Origin of the sequence: Reyranella sp., assembly GCF_965228225.1 — a bacterium.
Classification (GTDB): Bacteria; Pseudomonadota; Alphaproteobacteria; order Reyranellales; family Reyranellaceae; genus Reyranella.
Genome location: NZ_OZ245801.1, coordinates 368,928 through 383,315 on the forward strand (window position 1 = coordinate 368,928; position 14,388 = coordinate 383,315).

Consider the following 14,388-nt stretch of genomic DNA (forward strand, 5'->3'; position numbering starts at 1 on the left):
CAAATCCTATTTGAGCCAAAGCATGATGCTTGCGAGTTTTACGAAGCCGAGGAAGTTGGCGGCGAGCTTGTCGTATCGGGTTGCGATGCGTCGCCATTGCTTGAGCTTGGCGAAGAAGCCTTCGATGCCCCAGCGTTGCTTATAGGCGATACGGTCGTAGCGATGTTGGTACTTGCGATGGCTGCGGGGCGGGATGACCGGCTCGCCCCCTTGTTCGAGGACAAGTTCGTAAGGGCTGTCGGCGTCATAGGCTTTGTCGGCGATGACCTGATGGGCTGGAAGGCCGCGGATCAAGTCACATGCCGGCGCCATATCGTTTTGTTGCCCCGGCCCGAGCGCGAAGCGGACCGGCAGACCGAGCGCATCGACTACCGCGTGGAGCTTGCTGCCGAAGCCCCCGCGCGAGCGGCCGAGAGCCTGGGCTTGCGGTCCCCCCTTTTACGCCGCCCGCTCGCGGCTTGCGCATTGGCGCGTATCACGGTGGCGTCGATCGAGAGCCATTCCAGATCGCGATCGGCCGCGACGGCTTCGAAGATCCGATCAAAGACACCGGCCTCGATCCATCGATAGTAACGCCGCTTGGCCGTCTGGTAGGGACCAAACCGGTCCTACGGGAGATCACGCCAGCGGGCCCCAGAGCGTGCCAGCCACAACACCGCATCCAGAAAACGACGACCATCACTGCGGGGACCGCGCTTCCCCTTGCGACCGCCAGGCACGAACCGCTCCAGTCGTGCCCACTGATCGTCTCTTAACACTTCGCCTTCCACGCCAGCCTCCTAAAGCCAGCGTTGAATCAGAACTGCCTTCCCAAGGAATCCTCAAATTGTCACCACAGCCTAATCGTTCGCCGCGCCGTAGCGCAGGGGGCGGAAGAAGGCCCGGATGTCCTCGACCAGCAGGTCCGGTTCCTCGAGGGCCGCGAAGTGGCCGCCGCTCGGCATGATCGTATGGCGGCGAAGGTTGTAAGCGCGCTCGATCCATTCGCGCGGCGGGGCGGGCGCAATGTCGGCCGGGAAGATGGCGAGGCCGGTCGGCGTTTCCACCTTCGCACCGGCGGGCAGGGCACGGGGCTTCTGCTCGGCCGCACCGCGATAGAGCCAGGTCGAGGTGCCAGCGGTGCCGGTCAGCCAGTAGACCATGATGTTGTCGAGCAGCGTGTCCATCGAAAAGCGCTTCAGCGGATCGCCGCCGCAATCGCTCCACGCCTGGAACTTCTCGACGATCCACGACGCGAGTCCCACGGGCGAATCGGCCAGCGCCACGCCCAGGGTCTGCGGCCGCGTCGCATGGATGCGCTGGTAGGCGGTCTTGTCGTCGAGGGCATTGCCCATCTTCGCGAGCCAGGCCTGTTCGTCGGCGCTCAAGGTGGCCGTCTCGAGATCGAGGCCCGGCCGCAGCCCCATCATGTTGAGATGGACACCGAGGACGCCGGAGTCGTCCTGCTGCGGATGATCGAACGCCAGCCACGACGAGACGACGCTGCCCCAGTCGCCGCCCTGGATGCCGTAGGGGCGGTCGTAGTTGAGTTTTTCGGTGACGAGCCTGTGCCACAGCCCCGCGATGGCGCGCGGCCCGATCGGGCCCGTCGTGCCGTCCTCGCGGATCGGCGGGCCGGAGAAGCCATAGCCCGGCAGCGACGGCACGATCACGTCGAAGGCGTCGAGCGGATCGCCGCCATGCTCCTCGGGATGGGCGAGGACATCGATGAGGTGCAGGAACTCGACGATCGATCCCGGCCAGCCATGGGTGACAACGAGAGGTAGGGGCCGCGGCGCGTCCTCGACCTCGGTGCCGGGCTCGCGGATGAAATGGAGGCGCTGCGGGCCGATATCGACCAGGTAGTTGGGCCACTGGTTGATGGCCTCCTGGCAGCGCTGCCAGTCGTAGCCGTGCCGCCAATAGTCGACCAGCTCGGCGAGGAAGGCGGGATCGGTGCCGGAGGCCCAAGAGCCGCCATCTTCGATGGCAGTGGGCGGACGCCAGCGGCGCAGGCGCTCGTCGAGATCGATCAGCGCCCGTTCGGGAATGTCGACCTTGAAGGGTTCGGGAGTGTCGTAGCGCGTGTCGGCCATGCCGACAGGCGTAGCGCGGAACTCACCCTTCCAGCAAATCCGCCTTCAGCCGCTCGCGGGCGGCAGCGTCGATTCCAAGTGCCTTCTCGGCGAAGGTCTCCGGCGAGCCGAAGTCGCCGCGTACGACCTCGAAGGCGGCTTCGAGATAGGGCGTGCGGGCCTCGATGATGGCCGCGCGGGTGTCGATGTCGAGCTCGGGGTAGCGGCCGAGATGGCCGGTCCAGAGTTCGTTGGTGCGGAGATAATCCTCCAGCACCGTCTCCCAGGACACGCCGAGCAGGGAGAGCAGCAGGGCCGAGGCGAAGCCGGTGCGGTCCTTGCCGGCGGTGCAGTGGAACACCAGCGGGCGATGTTCGCCGTCGCTCAGGGTCGAGAACAGGGTCCGGAAGCCCGGCGCGCAGCGGCGCGGATAGTCGCGATAATGATCCGTGAGGAACCCCATCATGATGTGGGGGTTGGCCGTCCCGTCGGCCACGGCGCCGCGGATCTTGTCGCCGACGCCGGGTTCGATGTGCGCGCCGACGATTCGGCATGCGAGGCCCTCGATCAGGTGCGGCGTCTCGGCCGCCTCGCTCACGCCGCGCAGGTCGACGATGGTGCGGACGCCCAGGCGTCCGAGAGCGCTGCGGTCCTCGGCGGTCAGGCCACCGAGATGGGCCGAGCGGAACACCGTGTTGCGCCGCACGGTGCGCCCGTCCTCGGTCTTGTAGCCACCGAGGTCGCGGAAGTTGGAGCCGCCCTGAAGGGTCAGGACGAAGGGAAGGCTGGTGTCAGGCATGGTGCTTTCTACCACGCCCGGCCTTCCCGCATCATGTCGTTTGCGCGTCAGAATTTTTGCGCAAGCGTCACGAAGAAGGCCCGGCGCATTCCGTACTGCGGGGCGCCGACGCCGACACCCTCGCCGGTGCGCAGCTCGTAGACGCCGTCCGTGACGTTGATCGCGTCGAGGCGGATCTGCGTGCCCTTGCTGCCGTTGATCGGAATCTTCTGCGTCACTGAAAGGTTGAGCGTGGCGTAGGCCGGCAGCGAGGTGTCGTTGGGCGTCACGACGCTGGTGCGCAGGCCGCTGCCGAACAGCATGTCCGCCGAGACGCGGGTCGCCCGATCGCTGCCCTGGTTGAAGATGTAGGAGGCGCCAGCGGAACCGGTCCAACCCTGATCGTGGTCGGCGGCGATCCAGTAGTTGCCGATATAGGAGAGATCCTCGGGCGAGAAATTGTACTGGGCGGAGTTGATCTTGGTGGCGCTGACCTTGGACCAGGCGAGGTTGCCGTAGACCGACCATGGCCCCTGGTCGTAGTTGGCGTAGAGTTCGAAGCCCTTCACCTGCGCATTGGCATAGTTGAAGGACGCCAGCTGGATCGGGGCGCCGAACTGGCCCTTGTCGAGATAGTTCTCCGCGATCTTGTAGTAGCCGGAGAAGCCGATGGTCAGCCCGTCCACGGGCTTCACGGTGAGGCCGACGTCGAAATAGTCGGAGCGTTCCGCCCTCACCGGATCGTTGGTGAAGTTCTCGGGCTCGGCCGTCGTGCCCATCCGGGCGGCGAGCGATCCGAAGCCGACCTGGTTGAGCGGCGCCGGCACGAAGTAGCGCGAATAGCCGGCCCGCAGGCTGATCTGCGGCGTGGGCTCCCAGACGACGTTGATGCGCGGGCTGACCTGGTTTTCCGAGACCTGCCCGGAGATGGCGTCGAAGCGCGCGCCGAAGTTCACCGTCACGGTCGGGGTGACCCTCCATTCGTCCTGCAGATAGACGCTGTAGGTCCAGCCGACGAGGGTGGAGCCGTCGCTGAAGCCCACCGGATTCTCGCCGGGGATGAGGACCGTCGGATCGGCCGGGTCGGGCACCAGGCCCAGCGCGTTGTTCTGGCTGAAGCTCGAGACCTGTTCGCGCTGGACGAGGAAGCCGCCGCGCAGCGTGTGGGCGGACGCGACTTTCCAGCTTGCGTCGCCCTGCACGCCGAACGCCAGGCTCGAGCGCTGCGACCAGGGCGCGACGCCGTTGTAGAGCAGGTCGCCCAGCGCGTCGGGCTGATAGGAGAGCTTGGAATAGCGGCCGAAGCCCGAGAGCTGCATGTTGAAGTTCTGGTAGCTCTTCTGCAGCGAGGCGATGCCGAAGTACGTGTCCTCCCACTGCCGCTGGTCGAGCACCGCGCTGTTCCAGTCGGTGATGCCGTTGACCGCGAACTCCGGCGTTTGCCCCGGCACGTTGGGAATCTGGTAACGCGCGCTGGCGCCGCCGGCGATGAAGCTGAGGCGGGTATTCTCGTCGGCCAGGGCGCTGAGCTTGGTCAGCGCGTACCATTGCGCGGTCGAGTCGTGGAGCGCGGAGGTGCTGGGCGTCGGGTTCTCGATCCCGATGTTGTTGCTGACGTACTGGCCGACCGCGAAATAGTCGAAGTTGCCGGAGCGGCCGCCATATTCCAGCGCCGGCTGAACCCAGTTGTTGGAGCCGACCATCGCCGAGGCTTCGCCGCCGGGATTTGTGATGCCGGATTTCACCGCGATGTCGACCACGCCGGCAGTGCGCAGGCCGTACTGGGCGGGCAGGGCGCCGGTGATCAGCGAGAGCTGGTCGGCGAAGCGCGGCGACAGAATGCTGCTGAACAGTGCCAGCCCCTCGGGCAACTGCACCCCGTCCAGGCGATACTGGAGGCTGCCATGGTCGCCGCGGACATGGATCTGGCCGAAGCCGTCCTGGACGACGCCGGGGGCGCGCAGCAGCACCTGGTTGAGCGTGGCGTTCTCGCCGAGCGGCGTGTTGCTGATCGCCGTCTTGCTGAAATCGTAGCGCGTGGCGCCGAGGCTGGGCTGGATCTCGCTGCGTTCACGGTCGAGCCGCTTGCCGACGACTTCGATCGAGAGCCCGTCCGAGGGAACCTGCGGCTGGGCCGGGTCGGCAGGGGGCGTCTGCGCCAGCGCGGGATACGCTGCCGAGAGACCTGCTGCGAGGGCCAGTGTCGATACGCCGATCCGGTGCATGCCGATCTCCATATAAAAACGTTATACCGTAATGAGTTACAATATAACATTCATTTGCGTCAATCGCCATAATTTGAACGCGACCGCGTCGCGAAGCTGCCAAACAGGCTTTGGCGAACCCTCAGGGTCCGCTATAGGCTCGCCGCCCCCATTCGACGGGTTGCTGGAGACGCCGACGATGCCGTTGCGCTGGGAGATTCTTCACCCGCAGAAGCTCATTCACGTCATCGCCGAGGGCGAGGTGACGCTCAAGGAGATGGAGGCTCATTTCGACGCGCTGGTCGTGGCCAACGCGCTCGTCTACTCAAAACTGTTCGACGCAACCCGTCTCGAGCCGGTCTACGACGAGACCGATGTGATGGCGATGGGCGCGCGGCTGAGCGCCTATACCGAGAACTTCCCCAGCGGCCCGCTCGCCGTCGTGGGGCGGGACGAATCCGTCATTTTGGCGTTCAAGCGTTTCGTCAACATCTCGCCGTCGAACCGGCCGGCAGCCTTGTTCTCGACCGAGAAGAAGGCCCGTGCCTGGCTGGCGAAGCAGGCCGGTGCCGAGGAGCAGCGGACTTGAGGCATGGCCTCCACAATCGACCTCGAGCACGTCAGGTGAGGACTCCGAGGGCCAGGACAAGCCACATTGCCAGCAATACGACATTACCGACCATGAAGATCGGCGTACGAACATAGAGCCGGTTGAAGGCGAGATGACTGAGGGCGTGAGCCCATCGGAGCGCCACGTAACACCACGCCAACCCCGCAATCAGTGAATCCTGCACTGGAATTGCGATCGCGATGGCGACCAGCCCATAGAACAGCACGGGAAACTCGAACTGGTTGGCGAGTTGGCGGGTCGTGCGAAGCACCGCGGGCGGTGCGCCCCTGCCGTCGAAGTCTTCGTAAAAGGAAAGTGGCCGCTTGTTCCGGACGAGGTCGACGACCCGGCTGACGAGAATTGCCAGGGCCGTCACGAACGACAGGGCGACCAGCACAAGGACCTGAGGCAGGTACATCTGCGCCGCGATCACGACCGGCTCCCCTCGACGGCCCCGTGGTCACGGACCGTCGTCGCGGGCGTCGTCGAAAGGAAGCAGAGCATGGCGTCCGTTGCCCTGTCGAAGAAGTCGCCGAAATAGATCTCGAAATGGCTGGCGTCGAAATGGACGGCTTCGCCGTGCGGGGCGAGCCGTGCCACCTTCGCGATCGCCGATGGCGGACAGATTTCGTCCTTGTCGGTCACGATCATCAGCAATCGCGGACTTATGCGCTTTGCGTGACGGATCGGACGGAAAAGGGGAATGCCGAGAATGAAGCGAGCGGCGATCAGGTTGCGCCAGGGCGACGGCCCCTCGATCATCGCCAGATAGCCGGCCTCGGCGCCCGGCGCGGTCATCAGGGCAAGCTGGCCGGGCTCCCCTGCCAGTTTGATGTAGTAGGGCTTGCGACCGAATAGGGAGCCGGCCTGGTCGATCAAGCCTGCGAGCACCCATCGGAGCGCCAGGAGGGAAGGTGCCTTTACGGCGGCCGCCAAGCCGTCGACGACCGCGCATTGCGCAATGACGGCAGCGAGGTCCGGACGGGCCGCCGCCACCATCAGGGCATGACCGCCACCGAAAGAGGTGCCGAGAAGAGCGATTCTGTCGGCGTCTATGGCGTCGAGACTGCGCACGTGATCGATCGCGGCGTGGATGTCGGCCTGCTGGTTCTCGATGTTGGCGACAAAGCGTGGTTCGCCTCCACTCGCGCCCCAGCTCCGGTAGTCGAAGGCGAACACGGCATAGCCGGCGCGCGTGAAGCGCTCGGCATAGGCGCCCACTCTGACCTCTCGGATCGCGCCGATCCCGTGGACGAATACGATGCACGGATGCGGACCCGCCCCCTCGGGAAGATATAGCCATGCCTCGCAATGGTCCTGTCCAGACAGGAAGCGCTCATCGAGCCTGATCACTTTCTTCTCCTTCGAAACTCTTCTTTGCGGGAAGGCGTCGTCGAGCAATAATCCGAGCAAATACTCGGGTTCACAACTCGGGTTCACGAAGGAGCCGGAATGGTGCGCGAAACGTCCGCCAAGCCCAGGAAACAGCCCGTGCAGAAGCGCTCACGACAGACTGTCGCGGTTATCCTCCAGGCAACGGCTCGGGTTTTGGTGAAATACGGATACGATCGCACCACGACGAATCTCGTGGCGGAGAAGGCCGGTGTCAGTATCGGCTCTCTGTACGAGTACTTTCCCAACAAGCAGGCGTTGGTCGCGGCCTTGGCGACCGCCCATGTCGAGGAGTTGATGGAGCGCGTCGACCGGGTGCTGTGCGTGCCCGAGGATGATTCAGCGCTCGTCGTCGCGGCGCTGCTCCGGGCCGGACTCGACGCGCATCGCGTCAATCCCGCGCTTCACAAGGTCCTGGTGGAACAGGTGCCGCGGATCGGCGCGCTGGCGGCGTCGCTCGATATAAGCTCGGTGCTTCAACGCAAAATAGAGGCGGACCTGAAGCGCCGCGCGCCGGGGCTTTCGTCAGCGCGCGCGCGCATGATCGCCCTGGTTCTGGAGACGTGCATCGAAGCGCTGACTCATCGAGCCGTCGTCGAGGCGCCAGAATGGCTCGAAACGGGCGAGCTCGAAGCCGAGGCCTTGCGCCTCCTGCAGCCCTATTTTGCCGGGGCGCTGGCATCACACACTGCAGAGCGACGGCCTAAACCCGCCCGTGGCAGTGCTTGAACTTCTTGCCCGAGCCGCAGGGGCAGAGCGCGTTGCGTGAGACCTTGCCCCAGGTCGAGGGATCGTTGGGATCGACCGGGCCCTTGGCCACGGGGCGCGGGCGGTGCAGCGTCGCCACGCCGCCACCGTCCGGGTCGGCCGGATCGTAGGCGGGGTCGTCGCTCATCGCCGTGGCGAGAGCCGGGTCCTCGTGCACCTCGTGCATGTTGGACGGCATCTCGGGCATGGGCGGCGGTTCCATGCGGATCTGCAGGGTCGCCAGCAAGGTCACCACCTGCTCGCGCAGGTTGGTCAGCAGGTCGCTGAAGAGGTTGAAGGCCTCGCGCTTGTACTCGTTGAGCGGATCCTTCTGGCCGTAGGCGCGCAGTCCGATGCCCTGGCGCAGATGATCCAGGTGCAGGAGATGGTCCTTCCAGTTCTGGTCGAAGATCTGCATCAGCACGCTCTTCTCGACCTGGCGCCAGACGTCGGGCCCGTACTGCGCGGCCTTCTGCGCGAACACGCGCTCGACCGCGTCGTCCAGGCGGGTCTTGATCTCCTCGTCGGCGATGCCTTCTTCCTTGGCCCACTCGTCGACCGGCAGGTCGAGGCCGAAGATGCGCTGCACCTCATCCTTGAGTTCGTCGATTTTCCACTGCTCGGCGTAGACTCCCTCGGGAATGGTCCGCTTGACCAGCGTGTCGACCACGTCGCGACGCATCCCTGCGACGGTCTCGGAGACGTCCTCCGTGCCCATCAGCTCGATGCGCTCCTTGTAGATCTCCTGGCGCTGGGCGTTCATCACGTCGTCGAAGCGCAGCAGGTTCTTGCGGATCTCGAAGTTGCGCGCCTCGACCTTGCCCTGCGCCGTCTCGAGCGCCTTGTTGAGCCAGCGATGGGTCAGCGCCTCGTCGTCGGCCATGCCCTTCTTCTGGACCCAGTCGAGGACCTTGTTGTTGCCGAAGATGCGCATCAGGTCGTCTTCCAGCGACAGGAAGAAGCGCGATGCGCCGGGATCGCCCTGGCGGCCCGAGCGGCCGCGCAGCTGGTTGTCGATGCGCCGGGACTCGTGGCGTTCCGTGCCGACCACGAACAGGCCGCCCGCCTCGCGCACGATCGCGCGGTCGCGCTCGACGCCGGCGCGGATCTCGGCCTCGACGCGGGCGATCTCGGCGTTGCGCGCCGCCTCGTCGGGGAACTTCGCGATGATCTCGGGCACGCTCTGCTGCACCAGCATCTCGACGTTGCCGCCGAGCTGGATGTCGGTGCCGCGGCCGGCCATGTTGGTGGCGATGGTGACGGAGCCCGGACGACCGGCCTGGGCGACGATCTGGGCTTCCTGGTCGTGGAAGCGGGCGTTCAGCACGTTGTGCGGTATCCCGGCTTTCTTGAGTGCCTCCGACAGCTCCTCGGACTTCTCGATCGACACTGTGCCGACCAGCATCGGCTGCTGGCGGGCGCGGCATTCGCCGATCAGCTTGACGATGGCACGCGTCTTGTCGGTCTGGGTCCTGTAGATCTCGTCGTCGGCGTCCTTGCGGGCGACCGGGACGTTGGTCGGAATCTCGACCACGTCGAGCCTGTAGATCTCGGAGAACTCGGCGGCTTCGGTCAGGGCCGTGCCGGTCATGCCCGAGAGCTTCGGGTACATGCGGAACAGGTTCTGGAAGGTGATCGAGGCCAGCGTCTGGTTCTCGCGCTGGATCTCGACATGCTCCTTGGCCTCGAGCGCCTGGTGCAGGCCCTCGGAATAGCGGCGGCCCTGCATCATGCGGCCGGTGAATTCGTCGATGATGACGACCTGGTCGTCCTTCACGATGTAGTCGACGTCGCGGTTGAACAGCTTGTGCGCGCGCAACGCCTGCGTGACGTGATGCAGCACCGACACCATGGTCGGCGCATAGAGGCTGATGCCCTCGGGCAGAAGCCCGTCGGCCCGCAGGATCTCCTCGACCGCCTCGATGCCGGCGTCGGTCAGCACCACCGTGCGGTTCTTCTCGTCCTTCTCGAAATGCTCGGGCTTGAGCTTGGGAATCACCGTATCGGCCCGGCGGTAGAGCTCCGACGAATCCTCGGCCGGGCCGGAGATGATGAGCGGGGTGCGCGCCTCGTCGATCAGGATCGAATCGACCTCGTCGACGATGGCATGGTTGAAGGGCCGCTGGACCATCGCGTCCAGGCGATACTTCATGTTGTCGCGCAGGTAGTCGAAGCCGATTTCGTTGTTCGTGCCGTAGGTGACGTCGCAGGCATACGCCGCCTTGCGCTGCTCGTCGTCGAGTTCGTGGACGATGATGCCGACGGTGAGGCCGAGGAACCTGTAGACCCGGCCCATCCATTCGGCGTCGCGGCGGGCCAGGTAGTCGTTCACGGTCACGACGTGCACGCCCTTGCCGGTGAGCGCGTTGAGATAGGTCGCGAGCGTGGCGACCAGCGTCTTGCCTTCGCCGGTCTTCATCTCGGCGATCTTGCCCTGGTGCAGGACGATGCCGCCTTTGAGCTGGACGTCGAAGTGGCGCTGGCCGAGCGTCCGCTTGGCCGCCTCGCGCACCGTTGCGAACGCTTCGGGCAGCAGATTGTCGAGCGTTTCGCCCTTGGCCAGGCGTTCGCGGAATTCGACGGTCTTGCCTTGCAGCTGCTCGTCGGAAAGAGCGACGAACTCCGGCTCGAGGGCGTTGATCTTCGCCACCGTCTTGTCGAAGCCTTTGACGATCCGGTCGTTGGCCGTCCCGAAGAGCGTCCGGGCAAGCGCGCCAAGCATGAAAACCTCGATATTCTAATGACTTAGGCGGGCACAGCGGCCCGCCCTTCCTGTGAGAGATAGAGAGCGCCCGGTAGAGTGTCAACGCAGCGGACCACCGCAGGCATGCCGAAGCGCCGACCATAAAGTGTCATCGCCCTGACATGGACGCCATACTCACGAAAAAGTGCCGCAATTCAACGCCATCACCCATCTCGCCGGGGAGGCGGCGCTTGCTTGGCCCGATGGGCCCTGTGTAAACGGTTTGCGCCTTTCGAAACGAATGAATCTGCTGGAGTCCGCCATGAGTCATGACCTGCGTTCCCTGCGCCTCGCCCTCCTGAGTGGCGCGGTCGCGCTCATCGCGGGTCCCGTCCTGGCCCAGACCCCGCCGGCCGGCCAGCCGGCCAAGCCGCCGGCCGCTCCCGCGGCCCCTGCCGCCAAGCCTCCTGCGGCCGCCGCCCCGGCCACGATCAAGGACCCGGTCGTGGCCATCGTGAACGGCCAGCAGATCCGCCTGTCCGAACTGGAGATCGCCCAGCAGTCGCTGCCCCAGCAATACCGCTCGATGCCGCTGCAGGCGGTGTTCCCGGCGTTGCTGGAGCGCATCATCGACAGCAAACTGGTCGTCCAGGAAGGCAAGAAGACCAAGACCAACGAGGACCCGGCGTTCAAGAAGCGCATGGCCTTCGTCGAGGAGCAGGTGCTGCAGGATTTCTGGATCCAGCGTGAGATCTCCCGCCTCGTCACCCTGGAGAAGATCCAGCAGAAGTACCAGGAGCGCCTGAAGTCGATGCCGCCGGAGGAAGAGGTGCATGCGCGCCACATCCTGGTGGCCACCGAGGACGAGGCCAAGGCGATCATCGCCGACCTGAAGAAGGGCACGCCCTTCGACAAGATCGCCAAGGAGAAGTCGACCGACAAGGCCTCGGGCGCCGAAGGCGGCGATCTTGGCTGGTTCAAGAAGTCCGACATGGTGAAGGAATTCGCCGATGCGGCCTTCGACCTGAAGAAGGGCCAGACCTCGGAGACCCCGACCAAGACCCAGTTCGGCTATCACGTGATCAAGATCGACGATCGCCGCACGGCGCCGCCGCCGGCCCTGGAGGAGCTCTCCGAGCAGATCCGTGAGGAACTGGCGCGTGAGGCCGTGACGGCCCAGCTCGACAAGATTCGCGCCGGCTCGAAGATCGAGAAGTTCAACATCGACGGGACCAAGGTCGAGGCCGCCCCGGCTGCGCCGGCCGCTCCTGCCGCGGCCCCGGCTAAGCCCGCAGCGCCGGCCCAGCCGCCGAAGTAACGGCCGCGCCTCAAGTAGAACTCTCCTTTTGGGGCGTTTCTGGTGTAGTCTCCGCCGCTGGCCGGCCGCAGTCTGTGGCCGTGCCTGAGGGGAGAACCATGTCCGCCAAGCACGCCGTATCGCCGCTCGCACCCAAGTCGACTCCGACGCTGCCCCGCATTGCGGGCGTAAAGCTCGGTGTTGCGCGTTCGGGCGTGCGATATATCGACCGTGACGACGTCCTGCTGGCGGTCGTGCCGGCCGGGGCGACCATCGCGGGTGTCCTGACCAAGTCCAAGACCTGCTCGGCGCCGGTCGACTGGTGCCGCAAGAACCTCGCCCGCGGCAAGGTCCGCGCCATCGTGGTCAATGCCGGCAATGCCAATGCCTTCACCGGCAAGCTCGGCGACAAGGCGGTCGAGGAGACGACCCGGGCCATCGCCCAGGCGCTGGGTTGTCCGCGCAACGAGGTCTTCATGGCCTCGACCGGCGTGATCGGCCAGCCGCTCGAATGGGAGAAGATCGCCGCCGTCGTGCCGGCCCTCATCAAGTCGGGCAAGGAGGACGCCTGGTCGGCCGCCGCGGGCGCCATCATGACCACCGACACCTTCCCCAAGCTCGCCACCCGCCAGGCCAAGATCGGCGAGCGCACGGTGACGGTGAACGCCTTCCTCAAGGGCTCGGGCATGATCGCGCCGGACATGGCGACGATGCTGGGTTTCGCCTTCACCGACGCCAAGATTCCGGGCGGCGTTCTGCAGAAGCTGCTCTCCGACGCAGCCGACAAGTCCCTGAACTGCGTCACCGTCGACGGCGACACCTCGACCAGCGACACCTTCCTGATGGTCGCCACCGGTGCGGCGCGCCACGCCCCGATCGAGGAGGCCGACGACCCCGTCCTGGTCGACTTCAAGCGGGCCCTCGACGAGGTGATGATCGAGCTGGCGCAGCTGCTCGCGCGCGACGGCGAGGGCGCCACGAAGTTCGTGACCATCAACGTGGGCGGGGCCTCGTCGAACGGCGCGGCGCGCAAGATCGGCCTGGCGGTCGCCAACTCGCCGCTGGTCAAGACCGCGATCGCCGGCGAGGACGCCAACTGGGGCCGCATCGTCATGGCGGTCGGCAAGTCGGGCGAGCGCGCGGATCGCGACAAGCTGCGCATCTCGATCGGCGGCGTACGCATCACCGACCAGGGCCAGGTCGTGCCGAATTACGACGAGGCGCCGGTCGCCCAGCACATCAAGGGATCCGACGTGGTGATCGACATCGATCTCGGCATCGGCCGCGGCCGCGCCACGGTCTGGACCTGCGATTTCACGCACGGCTACATCGACATCAACGGCAGCTACCGCTCCTGATGGACGGCTTCGACGATTCGTGTCCGGGCGGCCCGCCGCCGCTCGGCGCGCGACCGCTCGTGCTGGTGGCGGCGGTCGCCCTGGTCGACGTCGACAGCCGCGTCCTGATCGCCCAGCGCCCGGCCGGAAAGTCGATGGCCGGCCTCTGGGAGTTTCCCGGCGGCAAGGTCGATCCGGGCGAAACCCCGGAACAGGCGCTGGTGCGTGAACTTCACGAGGAACTGGGCATCGAGACGGCGACGAGCTGCCTGGCGCCGATCGCGTTCGCCAGCCACGGCTATGAGAAGTTTCATCTGCTGATGCCGGTCTTCGCCTGCCGCAAGTGGAACGGCACGCCGCAGCCGCGCGAGGGCCAGGCCCTGAAATGGGTCGCCCCGATGGAACTCACGAAGTATCCGATGCCGCCCGCGGACCTGCCGCTGGTCGGCCTGCTGCGCGACCTGCTCTAGCTCGACAGGGCCCGCAGGGGCGCCCCTTCGCGCCAGCCGAGCAGATCGCGGAAGATCAGTGCCTGCGCTGTCGCCGCCACGGCGGTGCCGCCATAGGAGACCAGGATGGCCGCGGTCCAGGTGATGATGGCGGCCGAGTCGGCGGCGCCCAGCACGCCGCGCGTCAGGCCGAGCACCACCAGGGTCGCCATGGTCGTGGCGAGCGCGCCCGTGAGGAAGATCAGGAACAACACACCGATGATCGTCCAGGCATTGCCGCGGCTGTGGGCCCATGAGAGCCGCGGGGAGAAGGGCTCGTCGACCGCGGTGGCCGCGAGTCCGTAGCTGACGCGCAGCGCCAGGATGATCGAGACGGTGAAGCCCGCCCCGATCGGGGCGGCCAGTGCCTGCTTGCGCGCGACCTCGGGATCGATCGCGGCGCCGGCAGCCAGCATCTCGGGATCGATGGTGCCCAGGGTCAGCACGAAAGCGGCGAGCAGGACGAAGGTGAAGCCGCCGATCTTGATGAGGTGGAGCAGGAAGGCCGTCTCTCGCGGCGACCAGCCGAGCCCGGGCAAGCGGCCGATGCGATTGGGCCCCAGCAGCACGACGCGCTGCCAGGCCACCATGAACATCACGGTCGGCACGATATCGACGGCCTTCTCGATCAGCATCGGCATCAGCGAGTCGCGGGGCAGCGTCGAGCCCAGCAGCCGGATCGCGAGCGAGGCGATCCAGGGGATGGTGACCAGATGGAAGAACAGTCCGAGATTGGCGAAGACGAAGCCGAAACTTTGGGCGACCAGGCCGCCGAACGAGAGTTTCACCACGGGCACA

Annotated in this window: 12 protein-coding genes and 1 pseudogene; 5 read left to right on the forward strand and 8 right to left on the reverse strand. The window is 65.9% G+C overall.

All coding sequences use genetic code 11. The annotated features are described in order from the left end of the window. Window positions 1–6 precede the first annotated feature (6 nt). The 4 genes and pseudogenes from ACO07K_RS01780 to ACO07K_RS01795 form a co-directional block, all read right to left on the reverse strand. A pseudogene (locus ACO07K_RS01780) lies at window positions 7–770 on the reverse strand (IS5 family transposase). Between the two features lie 69 nt (window positions 771–839). Beyond that, window positions 840–2,075 carry an epoxide hydrolase family protein gene (locus ACO07K_RS01785; protein ID WP_422034218.1) on the reverse strand — a complete coding sequence of 412 codons (1,236 nt, stop codon included), beginning with the start codon at window positions 2,073–2,075 and terminating at the stop codon, window positions 840–842. A 22-nt stretch (window positions 2,076–2,097) separates the two neighbouring features. Next, a complete protein-coding gene (locus ACO07K_RS01790; protein ID WP_422034219.1) occupies window positions 2,098–2,853 on the reverse strand; it encodes a tyrosine-protein phosphatase in 756 nt (251 codons plus the stop codon). Window positions 2,854–2,900: 47 nt separating this feature from the next. Next, window positions 2,901–5,057 (reverse strand): TonB-dependent receptor, encoded by a 2,157-nt coding sequence (locus tag ACO07K_RS01795; protein WP_422034220.1) that lies wholly within the window; start codon window positions 5,055–5,057, stop codon window positions 2,901–2,903. Window positions 5,058–5,235: 178 nt separating this feature from the next. On the opposite strand from ACO07K_RS01795, the gene ACO07K_RS01800 reads away from it, so the two are divergent. Next, window positions 5,236–5,625 (forward strand): hypothetical protein, encoded by a 390-nt coding sequence (locus ACO07K_RS01800; protein ID WP_422034221.1) that lies wholly within the window; start codon window positions 5,236–5,238, stop codon window positions 5,623–5,625. 31 nt (window positions 5,626–5,656) lie between these two features. Here ACO07K_RS01800 and ACO07K_RS01805 read toward each other — a convergent pair whose 3' ends face one another. Together ACO07K_RS01805 and ACO07K_RS01810 are read right to left on the reverse strand one after the other, a co-directional pair. Then, window positions 5,657–6,079 (reverse strand): MAPEG family protein, encoded by a 423-nt coding sequence (locus tag ACO07K_RS01805; protein WP_422034222.1) that lies wholly within the window; start codon window positions 6,077–6,079, stop codon window positions 5,657–5,659. Continuing rightward, window positions 6,076–6,999 (reverse strand): alpha/beta hydrolase, encoded by a 924-nt coding sequence (locus tag ACO07K_RS01810; RefSeq protein WP_422034223.1) that lies wholly within the window; start codon window positions 6,997–6,999, stop codon window positions 6,076–6,078. Before ACO07K_RS01810 ends, ACO07K_RS01805 begins: the two co-directional genes overlap by 4 nt. Window positions 7,000–7,098: 99 nt before the next feature. On the opposite strand from ACO07K_RS01810, the gene ACO07K_RS01815 reads away from it, so the two are divergent. Beyond that, entirely contained in the window at window positions 7,099–7,767 is a 669-nt protein-coding gene (locus tag ACO07K_RS01815; protein ID WP_422034224.1) for a TetR/AcrR family transcriptional regulator, read from the forward strand. Here the strand turns inward: ACO07K_RS01815 and secA are convergent. Continuing rightward, a complete protein-coding gene (gene secA / locus ACO07K_RS01820) occupies window positions 7,742–10,507 on the reverse strand; it encodes a preprotein translocase subunit SecA (RefSeq protein WP_422034225.1) in 2,766 nt (921 codons plus the stop codon). The genes ACO07K_RS01815 and secA overlap by 26 nt on opposite strands. Window positions 10,508–10,790: 283 nt before the next feature. Here secA and ACO07K_RS01825 point away from each other — a divergent pair, with 283 nt between their 5' ends. From ACO07K_RS01825 to mutT, 3 genes are all read left to right on the forward strand, one after another. Beyond that, a complete protein-coding gene (locus ACO07K_RS01825; RefSeq protein ID WP_422034226.1) occupies window positions 10,791–11,786 on the forward strand; it encodes a peptidylprolyl isomerase in 996 nt (331 codons plus the stop codon). 98 nt (window positions 11,787–11,884) lie between these two features. After that, complete coding sequence (argJ, locus tag ACO07K_RS01830; protein ID WP_422034227.1) at window positions 11,885–13,123, forward strand: bifunctional glutamate N-acetyltransferase/amino-acid acetyltransferase ArgJ; 1,239 nt, start codon at window positions 11,885–11,887, stop codon at window positions 13,121–13,123. Then, window positions 13,123–13,572 carry an 8-oxo-dGTP diphosphatase MutT gene (gene mutT, locus ACO07K_RS01835; protein ID WP_422034228.1) on the forward strand — a complete coding sequence of 150 codons (450 nt, stop codon included), beginning with the start codon at window positions 13,123–13,125 and terminating at the stop codon, window positions 13,570–13,572. The genes argJ and mutT overlap by 1 nt, the downstream gene beginning before the upstream one ends. On the opposite strand, the gene ACO07K_RS01840 is transcribed toward mutT, so the two are convergent. Then, entirely contained in the window at window positions 13,569–14,387 is an 819-nt protein-coding gene (locus tag ACO07K_RS01840) for a hypothetical protein (RefSeq protein WP_422034230.1), read from the reverse strand. The genes mutT and ACO07K_RS01840 overlap by 4 nt on opposite strands. Between the last annotated feature and the right edge of the window lies 1 nt (window position 14,388).

Bases quoted from the DNA above. Each gene is read 5' to 3' on its own strand.
- ACO07K_RS01785 (WP_422034218.1), bottom strand. From the start codon at position 2,075: ATGGCCGACACGCGCTACGACACTCCCGAACCCTTCAAGGTCGACATT.
- ACO07K_RS01790 (WP_422034219.1), bottom strand. From the start codon at position 2,853: ATGCCTGACACCAGCCTTCCCTTCGTCCTGACCCTTCAGGGCGGCTCC.
- ACO07K_RS01795 (WP_422034220.1), bottom strand. From the start codon at position 5,057: ATGCACCGGATCGGCGTATCGACACTGGCCCTCGCAGCAGGTCTCTCG.
- ACO07K_RS01800 (WP_422034221.1), top strand. From the start codon at position 5,236: ATGCCGTTGCGCTGGGAGATTCTTCACCCGCAGAAGCTCATTCACGTC.
- ACO07K_RS01815 (WP_422034224.1), top strand. From the start codon at position 7,099: ATGGTGCGCGAAACGTCCGCCAAGCCCAGGAAACAGCCCGTGCAGAAG.
- secA (WP_422034225.1), bottom strand. From the start codon at position 10,507: ATGCTTGGCGCGCTTGCCCGGACGCTCTTCGGGACGGCCAACGACCGG.
- ACO07K_RS01825 (WP_422034226.1), top strand. From the start codon at position 10,791: ATGAGTCATGACCTGCGTTCCCTGCGCCTCGCCCTCCTGAGTGGCGCG.
- argJ (WP_422034227.1), top strand. From the start codon at position 11,885: ATGTCCGCCAAGCACGCCGTATCGCCGCTCGCACCCAAGTCGACTCCG.
- mutT (WP_422034228.1), top strand. From the start codon at position 13,123: ATGGACGGCTTCGACGATTCGTGTCCGGGCGGCCCGCCGCCGCTCGGC.